Source organism: Streptomyces sp. HUAS MG56 (genome assembly GCF_058673395.1).
In genome coordinates this window covers 8,309,350-8,321,200 of record NZ_CM178722.1, presented here as the reverse complement: position 1 = coordinate 8,321,200, position 11,851 = coordinate 8,309,350, and the positions used below count along the sequence as shown (strand labels likewise).

The following is an 11,851-nucleotide window of genomic DNA, read 5'->3' as shown; positions in this document are numbered from 1 at the left end:
TCATCCGGCCAGGGGGGCGATGCGGAAGGTGTAGTGGAGGCGGCGCCACTCCCCCTCGACATGGCGGCCGTCGGGGGTGGGGCCGATCTGCGGCGCGATGTCGACGACGAGCTCGTCCTTGACGCCGAAGACGGTGTCGCTGTCCAGATAGGCGCCGCCTGACACGAACAGCTGTGTGACGAGCCGGCGGTGGCCGGGTGCGTCGATCATGAAGTGGAGATGTGGTGCCCGGTAGGGGTGACGCTCCACCGCGCCGAGCATGTGCCCGACCGGTCCGTCGTCGGGGATCGGGTACTCCGAGGGCAGGATGGACCAGAACGTGATCCGCCCGTCGGCGTGGGTGCGCAACCGGGCTCGCAGCACCGGTCCGTCCAGATCGGGGAGTTGGACGTCGTAGAAGCCCTCTTTGTTGGACTGCCACACGTCCACGACCGCGTCTTTGACTGGCTCGCCGTCGGTGCCGGTGATCCGCACGTCCGCCCAGAGCGGGATGCCGGGCAGCCCGGCGGAGATGTCGCTTCCGTGCGCGGCCTCGGGCGGCCCCTCCACGTAGAAGGGGCCGAGCACCGCGGACGGTGTGGTGGTGGGAGTACGGGAGTTGGTGAGCAAATCGACGGCGCTGGAGACACCGAGGGTGTCCGACAGCAGGACGAACTCCTGGCGGGTCGGGCTGCACAGCTGTCCGGTCCGGGTGAGGAAGTCGATGGCGTACTGCCATTCGGCATCGGTGACGTCGTTGGTGGCAACGAAGGTGTGCAGGTGCCGGACGAGGTCGCTGAGCAGGGTACGGACGCGGGGCTCGGGGGCCCTCGCGAAGCTGGCCACCACCTGTTCGGTGAGGCGGGCGAGCCCCGCTTCCGTGGACGGAGGGCCTTCGGGGCGGCGCCCGTACCAGGCGTCGGTCAGCAACTCCGCCATGTCCTCGGCGGTGAGCTCCCGCGGGTTCGGGTAGGGCGTCGAGACGGCCAGTTCGGCCGCGTGGGCGAGGCTCGACTCCGGCAGGCCGAGGTCGCGCAGCGAGGTGGGCCCGCCCAGGGAGGCGACCAGGTCGTACACGCCGCTCGGGGCGTCCGGCACACCCAGGGCGTCTGCGATGCGACGCATCACACCGGGGACGGCGGGCGCGTTGTAGGCCATGGCGTGCGGCAGGACGACGGTGTGGGTCTCGGCATGCGGCAGGTCGAAACTGCCGCCGAGGGTGTGGCACAGCTTGTGGTGCAGGCCCATACCGACGGTGGCGAGGCAGGTCCCGGCGAGCCAGGCCGCATGCAGGAGATCGGCGCGCGCTTCCGGGTCGGCAGGGTCGGCGGTCAGGAGGGGCAGCGCCCGCGCGATGCGGGAGATCGCGTCGAGGGCCTGCTGGTCGGTGACCGGGTTGGCGTCGGAGGAGTACAGGGCCTCGACGGCGTGCGCGAGTGCGTTGACACCGCTGGTGACCGTCATGGGCAGCGGCAGAGTGAGCGTGAAGTCCACGTCATAGACGACGGTTTCGGGCAGGATCGACGGGGAGGACTGCGTGACCTTGCGCCCGTCCCGTGTCTCGCCGAGCACGGGGGTCACCTCGGAGCCCGCGTACGTGGTCGGCAGGACCACCTGCGGGAGGTCCGTGCGCAGGGCGAGCGCCTTTGACAGGCCTGTCGTCGAACCGCCCCCGATGGCCACGATGCCGTCAGCGGACGCCTGCGTGAGCACGTCGAGCGCCTGCTCTGTCACCTCGACCGGGGTGTGCATGGCCGCGCCGTCGAATTCCGCCACCAGCATGTCGCCGAGAGCCCGGCGGACTCGCGCAGAGGCCTCCGGCAGGGCTGGGCTGGACAGCAGCAGCACCCGGGAGCAGCCCAGCCGCTCGGCCTCGTCGCGGACCCGGCGCACCGTGCCGGCACCGAAGACGACCCGCGAGGGACGGGATGTGTACACGAATGTTCGCACTGAGCTCGGCCTCCGCGTCATCGGGGATTGTGTCGGTAGCTCGGGCACCGAGTATGCGAAGGGCGTCCGGGTGAGTTCCTGCACGATCAGCGCGTTGCACTGCACAAAGCACGCGTGTGTCCCAGGGTCTCCGGCGGACCTGGGGCGTGCGTCGGAACGCTGATGAGTGCCGGGCGGAGATCGCCGGATCGACCGGGCAGCTGGAAGCTGCGCGGGAGACGCTCTCCCGGCAGGTGATCACTCGTGAACGGTGGCCGAGGGCGTGGCCGAGCCCTCCCGCGAGACAGCCTGGGTGAGATCGAGGATTGGCTCCTTCGTCCGATGGCCCGGAGTGCGGCTGCTGTTCGGCCACGGCCTCCTCACCGCATCCGCGGGCATTGCCAGGGCCGGGAACGGGTGCTGTCCTGCAGCGTGTGTGCCTCGCTGCTGCTGTCCGGCCGGGCGGCGCCTGGCCCGGCATGCCGATGAAGCACCTCTGCGCAGCCTCACGTCACACAGGTAATCCGGACAGCGTCCGCTAAAGGTGTCTTGAGGGCCGTCCGGGCAGGAGCCTTCAAATCTGCGGCGCTGGTGCAGGTATCGCGGCGGGCGGCCGAGGCGGGTTCCCTCGTGTGGCAATCCCCCCACGCACCTGCTCGTTTGCGTGATCTTGCAACTAATGTGACGCCCCGATCGCTCGAAGTCACGTCAACCACATGCTGAGGTGGCCAGGTGGCCTTGCCGGCCCGGCAGAGGGTGCCCGCGTGGGTCAAGGCGCCGATGATGCCGTGGGATCGGGCGGCCTTGATGTCGTGCACTGCGCCGGGCCGGGCGGCTGAGGCCCGGAGCAACTCAGCAGGGACTGCGTCGGCTTCATGCCTCTCAGACAGGCACCCAATACGACAGTGAGAGCGGCAACGCCGTAGGCCCATGCCTGCAAAGGGAACCCGGGCAACAGCCGCCCGGCGAGGTAGAGAACTGTGCCGGCCACGGTGACGGCGAGCCACTCCCAGCGGCCGTCCAGGGCTGCGAGGGCGATGACGAGCAGGGAGTACCAGGGGTAGTTGGGTGAGAACAGCAGCAGCGCCGTGCCGGTCACCAGGAGGGCACCACTCCAGGGACGTGCCGGGTCTCCGCGCCACCATACGAACAGGGCCGTCAGCGCGAGCAGGACAACAGCGGCGATTCCGGCGGCCGAGTCCGGCAGGATCAGCCGAAGCAGGGCGAAGCGGCGTACGTCGCCGGGTTCGTAGCCCTCTTCGTTCAGGTAGCCGGGGAGATAGCCGAGGACGCCGGTGCCGGAGGCCAGGACGTAGGGCAGGTAGGCGAGCGCGACCGCGCCGAGGGCAGCCGCCGCCACGCTCCCGATGCGGCGCGCGCTGCGCTGTCCGGACAGGGCGCCGGGCAGCGCCAGCACGGGCAGCAGTTTGACCGCGACGGCCGCGCCGAGCAGGGCTCCACGACGCGCCCCGGAAGCGGCGGTGCCCAGTGCCAGCACGGTGAGCAGGACGCCGAGGGTGTCGACGTGGGCGTTGTTGACGGCTTCGAAGGGGACGGCCGGGCACCAGCCCCACAGTGCGGCCCGGGCAGGGGCTCGTTGCGGGTCGCCGCGTCGCCGCAGGACGGCGAGCAGGGCGATGGTGGTGCCGAACGCCAGTACCGCTCCGCCCACTTGGAGCGGCTTGTGACGAGTACCGGGTGGCGAGAGGGTGTGGACGGCGAGGAACCAGCCCTCCGCGACGGGCGGGTAGATCGTCGGCACGCTGGGGCGGTTGATGCGGACGCACGCGCCGCTGTCGGTGCGCCTCAGTCCCCAGCCGTCGCAGGCTCCATGGGTGGGGAAGAGCCACTCGTCCCGGAGACGGGCGAGTTGGGGGGCGGCCGGCGGGTGGGCGTAGGGGGAGATACCGGCCGCCTGTACGCGGCCGTCCCAGGCGTAGCGGTACATGTCGTCGCTGGTGCGGGGCGGTGCCGCCAGGCCGGACAGCGCGACGGCGGCGGAGCCCGCGAGCACCAGGAAGGTCGCGGCGCGCGCGGGGAGTTTGCGCACGGCCCAGACCCCGGCGGCGAACAGTGCCCAGGCAATGGCGTATCCCACGAGCAGGCGGCCCGGGTCGCTCTGGTTGTCGCCGGCGTGGAGGGTGCCGATGACAACGGCGCTGAGTGCGACGAGCACCGCCACGACCAGGGTGGTACGCGTACGGCCGGCGCGGCGGTTCATCGGCTCTGCGGGGTGGTCGGGCAATGGCTCCGCGGGCCGGGGAGCCGACGTACGCGTGGGGGCGCTGTCGGTCATGAGTGGTGCGGCCTTTCGGTGTTCGAGGGCTGCGCGTCGGGGTGATTCGCGCGTCGGCGGCGTAGTTCCGCGAACGGGCGTCCTTCGCAGGTCCACCTGCCGGTCGGGGTCCAGCCGGCGGAGTCTGCGGCGTTCAGGAGCGCGGTGGTGCCGAGCCTGGCCCAGGGGAAGGGCCGTCCGTGGTGGCCGTGGGCGTCCTCGACGCGCACGGTGAGGCGCTGGTCCACGTCCTGCGGGACGGCTTCGGCCAGCAGGAGCCCGCCGGGGGCGACGAGTTCGCGCATGCGGCGCAGCAGGGCGACGGGATTGCCGCCGATGCCGATGTTGCCGTCCATCAGCAGCACGGTGCCCCAGCGGCCTTCGCCCGGGAGGCGGTCGAAGGCCGAGCGCTGGATGGCGGCGCCACCACTGCGCCGGGTGCGCTTCACGGCGTCCCGGCTGAGGTCCACGCCCAGCGCCGGTATGCCGCGGGCGGCCAGTGCGGCCACCATGCGTCCCGGTCCGCATCCCACGTCCAGGACGGAGCCCGTACATCGGCGCAGCACGCTCGTGTCCGCCGCGTCGGGACGTGCACACCAGCGCTCCACGTCCAGTGGCAGTACGTGGTCCTCGCCGAGGCTGTCGGGGTGATCGGGCTGTGACAGGCGCCGCAGGAACAGCGGGCCGCGTCCGCTGCGCAGAGCGTGGGCGTAGGGATCGTCGATCCACGGGGTGCCCGGTTCCACGGGCACGGCGGGGCGGACGGGTGGCGCCGGCATGCGCTTCCTGGCCCTGACCACCGTCGGGTTCTCCGCCCGGGGCTCCGCCTCCGCCACGGCCGGTTCCGGCCGCTCGGCCACGGCGGAGTCGATGCCGACCACCGTCCCGCTCATCGGACCACCTCTGCCATCGAGTTGAGGACGGCGGCGAAGCGGGAGCCGCGTGCACAGAGGGCGGCGACCGCGGCAGCGTCGGCTGCTGTGTCCACGTCACGAAGCACCGGCAGGTCGGTCACGGCCAGTCCTGCCTCGGTCAGGCGGATGCGCTGGATCGCGCCCGTACGGTCCGTGGACATGGGCACCCCACGGACCAGGGCACCGGCCTGGGTGGGATCGGCGAGGCCGAGCGCCCAGAAGCCGCCGTCCGCGGCCGGACCGAACCAGGCATCACGGCCGTCCCGGCCGACTCCGGCGATCATGTCGGCGGTCAGTTGCGGGGTGTCCATGCCGACCAGGAGCGTCGGGCCGTCACAGTGGGCGAAGGCTGCGATGATCCGCTCGTCCAGGCCGCCGGGGCTCTGGGGTACGACGTCGTAGCCGGGCGGCAGCCAGGGGCCAGGGGTGCCGTCGAGAGCGAGCACGCGACGGCGTGCGGGGGCTTGCAGCAGGGTGTGGAGCGTGTCGGTGAGGGCAGCCTCGGCCAGAGTGGCCGCTTCCTGGGGCGTGTAGGGCGGGGTGAGCCGGGTCTTGACGCGGCCGGGCACGGGTTCCTTGGCGATCACCAGCAGGGTCACCGGGGGCGGGGCGTTCATCGTCCGCCTCCCCGCACGCCGGCGACGGCGGCCGTGGTGGCGGGCGTCTCGGCGAGCACGGCACGCATGTCGTGCACCGCCTGCCAGGTACCCCTCCAGGTACCGGTGACCTTGGAGCGGCCGGTGCGCGGGTGGTAGGGCACCTCCGTCTCGCGCACCCGCCAGCCGGCGTCGGCGCCGCGCACCACCATCTGCAGCGGGTAGCCGGAGCGCCGGTCGGTCAGGTCCAGGGCGAGCAGCGCCTCGCGGCGGACGGCGCGCATCGGGCCGAGGTCGTGCAGGCGCACCCCGGTGCGCCTGCGGATGAGCCGGGCCAGCTCCAGGTTGGCCAGGCGGGCGTGCACGGGCCACGCGCCGGGGGACGTGGGGCGCCGCCGGCCCAGCACCAGATCGGCGGTGCCGCCGAGCACGGGTGCGGCGATGTCCGGCAGCAGGGCGGGGTCGAGGGAGGCGTCGCAGTCGCAGAAGCACACGACGTCGGCGGTCGCGGCCATGACGCCGGCGTGGCATGCGGCGCCGAAGCCGCGCACCGGCTCTGTCACCACGTGGGCGCCGAGTGCGCGGGCGATGTCCGCCGAGCCGTCGGTGGAGCCGTTGTCGACCACGATGGCGCGCCAGCCGGGCGGGATCCGGTCGAGCACCCACGGCAGGGCCTCGGCTTCGTCCAGACAGGGCAGCACCACATCGACCCGGGCGGGAGAAGAGGGGGAAGTCTCGATCACCCCACTCACCCTACGAACACAAAAGGGGCGTAAGGGACTTGGTGTCCTTACGGATCTCTGACGTCGGCGACAGTCCTTACGGATCTCTGACATCCGCCACCACTCCCCCTGACAGCCGCGGGGCGGTGTGAGACTCGATACCGTGAAACGCGTACTCGTCGTGGACGACGACCCGACCGTCTCCGAGGTCGTCGCCGGATATCTGACCCGGGCGGGCTTCGACGTCGATGTGGCCGCCGACGGCCCGTCCGCCGTGGCCAGGGCCATGGCACAGCCGCCGGAACTGGTGGTGCTGGACCTGATGCTGCCCGGCATGGACGGGCTGGAGGTCTGCCGCCGTATCCGCGAGACCGGTCCGCTGCCCGTGATCATGCTGACCGCGCGGGGTGACGAGGAGGACCGCATCCTCGGCCTGGAGGTCGGGGCCGACGACTATGTCACCAAACCTTTCAGCCCGAGGGAGCTGGTCCTGCGGGTGGAGTCGGTACTGCGCCGTGCGGGGACGCTGGCGGCGGTGCGGAGCACACCGTCCGTACCACGCCTGACCGGACTGCGGGCCGGACCGCTCGCTGTGGACCCCACGGCTCGCCGGGCCACCCGCGATGGCCAGGAACTCGCCCTGACCATCAGGGAGTTCGACCTGCTGGAGTTCTTCCTGCGCCATCCCGGGCGGGCCACCAGCCGGGAGGAACTGATGCGTCGCGTGTGGGGCTGGGAGTTCGGCGACCTGTCCACCGTCACCGTCCATGTACGGCGGCTGCGCGAGAAGATCGAGGACGACCCGGCCCGCCCGCGGCTGATCAACACCGTGTGGGGCGTCGGCTACCGCTTCGATGTACCTGCGGCGACCGGGGCGGACGATGCTGCGTGACACCTTCCTGATCGCCCTGTACGCGGCGATCGGCGCGGGCGCCGCCGGACTGCTCGGTGTGGCCGCCCTGAGGCTGCTGCGCAACCGCTCGGTCGCGCTGTCGCTGACCGTGGTCGCCGCCGTCGCCGTGGCGGCGATGCTCGCCGGGACCATGCTCGTGTCGTGGGCGATGCTGCTGTCGGATCACGACCTGTGGGTCGTCACCATGGTGTGCTCCATAGCGGCGGTCGTCTCCCTCGCGGTGGCGCTCGTCCTGGGCCGCAGCGTCGTCAAGGGCAGCCAGGCACTCGCCGAGGCCACCCGCGCCCTCGGTGACGAGGGCCGCTTCACTCCGCCCAACACCGCCCCTACAGCCGAACTGGCCCAACTGGTCCGGGAGTTGGACGCAACCAGTGGGAAGCTGGCCGCCTCCAGGGAGCGCGAGCGGGCCTTGGAGGAGTCCCGACGGGAGCTTGTCGCCTGGATCTCCCACGACCTGCGTACCCCGCTCGCCGGGCTGCAGGCGATGACCGAGGCGCTGGAGGACGGCATGGTCGACGATCCGGGCGTCTACCACGCCCGGATCCGCACGGAGGTCGAGCGGCTCAGCGAGATGGTCGGCGACCTGTTCGAACTCTCCCGCATCCAGGCCGGCGTACTCGCCCTGAACACGGCCCGCATGTCGGTCTACGACCTCGTCGGCGACGCGATCGCGGGTGCCGACGCCCTCGCCAGGGAACACGGCGTACGGATCATCGGCGACGGAGTCGAACCGGTGCCGATCGAGGTCGATGGCCGCGAGATGTCCCGCGTCCTGGCCAACCTTCTCGTCAACGCCATCCACCGCACACCCACCGACGGAACGGTCGCCGTCTCCGCCCGGGAGGAGGGCGGCAGCGTCGTCGTCTCGGTGACCGACGGCTGCGGCGGCATCCCGTCCGAGGACCTGCCCCGCGTCTTCGACACCGGCTGGCGCGGCACCGACGCCCGCACCCCGCCCGCCGGTGCAGGCCTGGGACTGGCCATCGTGCGGGGCATCGTCGAGGCCCACAGCGGCCGGGCCGCCGTCCACAACGTGCCCGGCGGCTGCCGCTTCGAGGTTCGCCTGCCGACAGCCGCCTGAGTCCGCTTTCCGGTCCGGAGAAGGGCCGTCCCGTGGAAGTGCCGGGACGGCCCTTCCGAGTAGTCTCCGGCGAACGCTCAGCCGGCCCGCAGCGCAGCCCCCGCGAACTCCGCCATCCCCTCTGCGAAGCCCACCACCGGCTTCCAGCCCAGCTCCTCGCACAGCCTGCGCGAGGAGGCAGTGATGTGACGGACGTCGCCGAGCCGGTACTCCCCGGTGACGACGGGTGCGTCGCCGCCGTGCGCCAAGGCCAGCGCGGAGGCCATCTCCCCCACCGTGTGCGGGTCGCCGCTGCCGACGTTGTAAGCCCGCAGGCCACCCTCCGGCAGAGCGGGCAGCCCTTCCATGGCCGTGAGGTTGGCCCCCGCGACGTCCCGCACATGCACGAAGTCCCGGCGCTGACCGCCGTCCTCGAACACACGTGGAGCTTCACCGCGTGCGAGCGCGGACCGGAACAAAGAGGCGACTCCCGCGTACGGGGTGTCCCGCGGCATGCCGGGTCCGTACACGTTGTGGTAGCGAAGCGCCGCCACCCTTCCGCCGGTCGCCCGTGCCCACGACGCGGCCAGGTGCTCCTGGGCGAGCTTGGTGGCCGCGTAGACGTTGCGCGGATCGGTCGGCGCCTCCTCTCCCACCAGCCCGGCGGACAGGGGCTCGCCACAGTGTGGGCACGGCGGTTCGAAGCGGCCCGCGTCCAGCTCGGCGATCCGTCGCGGCCCCGGCCGTACGACGCTGTGCCGGGCACACTCGTAGCGGCCCTCGCCGTAGACCACCATGGAACTCGCCAGCACGAGCCGGCGTACCCCGGCCGCAGCCATGCCCGCCAGCAGTACGGCCGTGCCGAGGTCGTTGCAGCCGACGTAGTCGGGCGCGTCCGCGAAGTCCTTGCCGAGCCCGACCATCGCCGCCTGGTGGCAGACGGCGTCCACGCCCCGCAGAGCGTCCACCACCGCTCCCCTGTCGCGCACATCCGCGTGGCGCCAGTCGACACCATCGGGGACGGGCGGCGGCGTACGGTGGGCGGCGGGCAGGAGCGCGTCGAGCACGCGTACCTCGTGCCCGGCACTGGTGAAAGCGCTGACGATGTGCGAGCCGATGAAGCCCACACCTCCGGTGACCAGGATCAACATGCTCCGACGCTAAGCCCGGCTACGCGTCTGCGGATGCCTGGACGCAGAACCGTCAGGGGTTCGTAAGCCTTCCGGACCGGCCGGACGCCGCCGCGCTCAGCAGACCGAAGCCCACGGCGAACGCGAGCATGGTGAACACACCGCGGGGCCAGAAGATGTGACTGTCGAGGAACGACCAGCACGCCCCCAGCACCACCACGGCCCCGGGCAGCACCCGGACGCCGTGGCGCCGCACCAGCACCGCGCCGGTGGCGAGAGCGGCGACTGTCAGCGCGTACACCCCTGCCCGGCCCAACTCGTCACCGGTCGAGAACAGCCACCCCACCGCCTCCTGCGCCCCATGGCTCCCCACCGTCCCGGCAGAGACACCGGCCACCGCGTCCAGCCCCGAATAGTAGGCCGCGTAACCGAGACACCCTGCCCAGGCCACCACGGTGAGTGCACCGTCCAGGTCACCCGCTGGTCTGCCCCACAGCGGCACCAGCAGGCCGAGCGCCAGCAGGGGGAAGGCGGGAAGCAGAGCGACATGCAGCGCCGTCCAATGGGCGGCCGTCGACGCGGTGAGATGCCGCGGGTGGGCCAGGCCCGCCACAGCCAGGAACAAGGGCGGAGCCGTTACGAGGACCACCGTACGAAGAGTGCGCATGGCGCCACCGTAGGAATGCCCTACGCCAGGCGGAGCCCGTGCCGGCGGTGCGTAAGACACCCGTAAGACGCCGCTGTTACGAAGGTGGACGCCGTCGGCTGCGACGGACCTCCTTCGCCACCACCAACAGGGCCGTGAACGTGGCCACGGCCACCAGGGTCAGAAGCCAGTTGCGCGGGTAGTCGAGCGGCAGCACCGTCGAGTTGGCCCGCGGCCCCGGCCGCAGCAGCACCGGAAGCGCCACCGCAGTCAGAGCGCCCGCCACGAGCAGCGCCCCGCGGACCGGCCCCCGTACCCCACCACGGACCAGCACCAGCCCGAGCAACAGCACCACCGGCGCGACCAGCGCGTCGTGCAACACCACCGCCCCGCCGAGCCACTCCAGTACACCCATCAGCTCCTGCTGCCTGTCCAGCAGCAAGGACGCGCCGACACCCATCAGCGCCAGCCCGGCGGCGCCCACCAGCAGTCGCAGCACCTTGACCCTCATGACAGCACCTCCAGTCGGCCGACCCACTTGGTCTGCAGTACGCCCGGACGGTTCGGAGCGATCAGGCGCACCGGGTATCCATGGTCGGGCGACAGTTCCTCACCGTTCAGCCGCAGTGCGAGCAAGGTCAGCGGGTCCCGGGCGTGCTCGTGACCCATCTCGGAGACCCGGTAGCCGCCCCGGGTCTGCAACGACACCACCCGTACCCGCGCGTGGACCGGGGCGCCCGCCCGCTCCAGCAGGTCCACGACGCGCACACCTGCCCAGTGCGCCGACTTGCTCCAGCCCTCCACGCAGGCGATCGGCAGCTCGACCTCGTGCTGGGGCAGTGCGCGCAGCTCGTCCAGCGTGAGTGTGTAGGACCGCGGTCCGGCGACGGTCAGGCGGTAGCGCTCGGCGTGGATCAGGCCGACCCCGGCCGCGGCGGCAGTCCGGTTGACCGGCAGCCCCTCGGGACCATGGTCAGGGTGGCGGGGCGCGAGGAGAGTGAGATCCTTCAACGGCGTGAAGGACTGCCCGACCGTAGTGATGGTGACGGCCCCGACCGCCGCCGCCACCGCGGCGAGCAGGGAACGCCGATCCGGGGCGTCCTCGGCCGGCAGGGACAGCGTGCCCGCCGAGCGACGGCTCCAGTGTGCCGCGATCTCAGGTGCCTTGACCGCGATGTGCAGCACCAGCGCTCCTGTCAGCAGCCAGGCCACGGCGTAGTGCACCTCCACGAAGGAGAAGGGCCACGGGTACCACTGGGCAGTGTTGAGCAGGCCGGTCGCCAGCTCGAAGAGGGCGGCCGCGACCAGGACAGCCACCGACACCCGTTCCAGGGCGTGCCGCACCGAGCGCACCGGGGGCCACTCGAACAGGCGGGGATACACCGTCCACAACTTGGCGAGCAGCAACGGGATCGCCGCGATACCGGACGCGACGTGGAGCCCCTGCGTGAACCGGTATCCCCACACCGGACGGCTGGGCAGCTCGTTAGCGAGCCATCCCGGCGGGTGCTGCATGAAGTGGCTGATCAAGCCGGTGCAGAAGCACACCGTGAACGCCAGGCCGAGCCACCGCCCGATGGAGGTCGCCGTGCGGGCGTCGTGCAGTCTGCCCTTGAACACAGGCGGAAGGAAACGCGATGTCATGCCTTCCATCCCACCTGGAGGAAGGCCGCCATGGAACGTCCGA

At 71.7% G+C, this 11,851-nt stretch carries 10 protein-coding genes and 2 pseudogenes; 2 read left to right on the top strand and 10 right to left on the bottom strand.

Annotation, left to right across the window (positions count from 1 at the left end; translation table 11 throughout):
- From AC4OXY_RS38530 to AC4OXY_RS38505, 6 genes and pseudogenes are all read right to left on the bottom strand, one after another.
- On the bottom strand, positions 1–1,917 hold the full coding sequence (locus AC4OXY_RS38530; RefSeq protein ID WP_491991986.1) for a maleylacetate reductase and hydroxyquinol 1,2-dioxygenase domain-containing protein: 1,917 nt from the start codon (positions 1,915–1,917) through the stop codon (positions 1–3).
- Positions 1,918–2,645: 728 nt separating this feature from the next.
- Positions 2,646–2,759, bottom strand: a pseudogene (locus AC4OXY_RS38525) (IS5/IS1182 family transposase); the annotation flags it as partial.
- Positions 2,760–2,764: 5 nt separating this feature from the next.
- A pseudogene (locus tag AC4OXY_RS38520) lies at positions 2,765–4,204 on the bottom strand (glycosyltransferase 87 family protein); the annotation flags it as partial.
- Positions 4,201–5,076 carry a class I SAM-dependent DNA methyltransferase gene (locus tag AC4OXY_RS38515; protein ID WP_491991985.1) on the bottom strand — a complete coding sequence of 292 codons (876 nt, stop codon included), beginning with the start codon at positions 5,074–5,076 and terminating at the stop codon, positions 4,201–4,203. The gene AC4OXY_RS38515 and the pseudogene AC4OXY_RS38520, both read right to left, overlap by 4 nt.
- On the bottom strand, positions 5,073–5,714 hold the full coding sequence (locus AC4OXY_RS38510) for a TIGR04282 family arsenosugar biosynthesis glycosyltransferase (RefSeq protein ID WP_491991984.1): 642 nt from the start codon (positions 5,712–5,714) through the stop codon (positions 5,073–5,075). Before AC4OXY_RS38510 ends, AC4OXY_RS38515 begins: the two co-directional genes overlap by 4 nt.
- The gene (locus AC4OXY_RS38505) at positions 5,711–6,436 is read right to left on the bottom strand and encodes a glycosyltransferase family 2 protein (protein ID WP_491991983.1); all 726 of its coding nucleotides are present in this window, start codon (positions 6,434–6,436) and stop codon (positions 5,711–5,713) included. The genes AC4OXY_RS38510 and AC4OXY_RS38505 overlap by 4 nt, the downstream gene beginning before the upstream one ends.
- Positions 6,437–6,578: 142 nt before the next feature.
- Between AC4OXY_RS38505 and AC4OXY_RS38500 the strand changes: the two genes are divergently transcribed.
- Both AC4OXY_RS38500 and AC4OXY_RS38495 read left to right on the top strand, forming a co-directional pair.
- Entirely contained in the window at positions 6,579–7,307 is a 729-nt protein-coding gene (locus AC4OXY_RS38500) for a response regulator transcription factor (protein ID WP_356038901.1), read from the top strand.
- Entirely contained in the window at positions 7,297–8,409 is a 1,113-nt protein-coding gene (locus AC4OXY_RS38495; RefSeq protein ID WP_356038903.1) for a sensor histidine kinase, read from the top strand. Before AC4OXY_RS38500 ends, AC4OXY_RS38495 begins: the two co-directional genes overlap by 11 nt.
- Positions 8,410–8,486: 77 nt before the next feature.
- Here AC4OXY_RS38495 and AC4OXY_RS38490 read toward each other — a convergent pair whose 3' ends face one another.
- From AC4OXY_RS38490 to AC4OXY_RS38475, 4 genes are all read right to left on the bottom strand, one after another.
- The gene (locus tag AC4OXY_RS38490; protein ID WP_491991982.1) at positions 8,487–9,539 is read right to left on the bottom strand and encodes an NAD-dependent epimerase/dehydratase family protein; all 1,053 of its coding nucleotides are present in this window, start codon (positions 9,537–9,539) and stop codon (positions 8,487–8,489) included.
- A gap of 52 nt (positions 9,540–9,591) precedes the next feature.
- Positions 9,592–10,185, bottom strand: coding sequence for a hypothetical protein (locus AC4OXY_RS38485; protein ID WP_491991981.1), 594 nt, complete (start codon positions 10,183–10,185; stop codon positions 9,592–9,594).
- Between the two features lie 76 nt (positions 10,186–10,261).
- Positions 10,262–10,675: a hypothetical protein gene (locus tag AC4OXY_RS38480; RefSeq protein ID WP_071376289.1), complete on the bottom strand. Its 414-nt coding sequence runs from the start codon at positions 10,673–10,675 to the stop codon at positions 10,262–10,264.
- On the bottom strand, positions 10,672–11,808 hold the full coding sequence (locus AC4OXY_RS38475) for a molybdopterin-dependent oxidoreductase (protein WP_491991980.1): 1,137 nt from the start codon (positions 11,806–11,808) through the stop codon (positions 10,672–10,674). Before AC4OXY_RS38475 ends, AC4OXY_RS38480 begins: the two co-directional genes overlap by 4 nt.
- Between the last annotated feature and the right edge of the window lie 43 nt (positions 11,809–11,851).

What these genes read in the sequence shown, in the direction of transcription:
- AC4OXY_RS38480 (WP_071376289.1), bottom strand. Translation starts at nt 10,675, where the DNA reads ATGAGGGTCAAGGTGCTGCGACTGCTGGTGGGCGCCGCCGGGCTGGCG.
- AC4OXY_RS38515 (WP_491991985.1), bottom strand. Translation starts at nt 5,076, where the DNA reads ATGAGCGGGACGGTGGTCGGCATCGACTCCGCCGTGGCCGAGCGGCCG.
- AC4OXY_RS38510 (WP_491991984.1), bottom strand. Translation starts at nt 5,714, where the DNA reads ATGAACGCCCCGCCCCCGGTGACCCTGCTGGTGATCGCCAAGGAACCC.
- AC4OXY_RS38485 (WP_491991981.1), bottom strand. Translation starts at nt 10,185, where the DNA reads ATGCGCACTCTTCGTACGGTGGTCCTCGTAACGGCTCCGCCCTTGTTC.
- AC4OXY_RS38490 (WP_491991982.1), bottom strand. Translation starts at nt 9,539, where the DNA reads ATGTTGATCCTGGTCACCGGAGGTGTGGGCTTCATCGGCTCGCACATC.
- AC4OXY_RS38495 (WP_356038903.1), top strand. Translation starts at nt 7,297, where the DNA reads ATGCTGCGTGACACCTTCCTGATCGCCCTGTACGCGGCGATCGGCGCG.
- AC4OXY_RS38475 (WP_491991980.1), bottom strand. Translation starts at nt 11,808, where the DNA reads ATGACATCGCGTTTCCTTCCGCCTGTGTTCAAGGGCAGACTGCACGAC.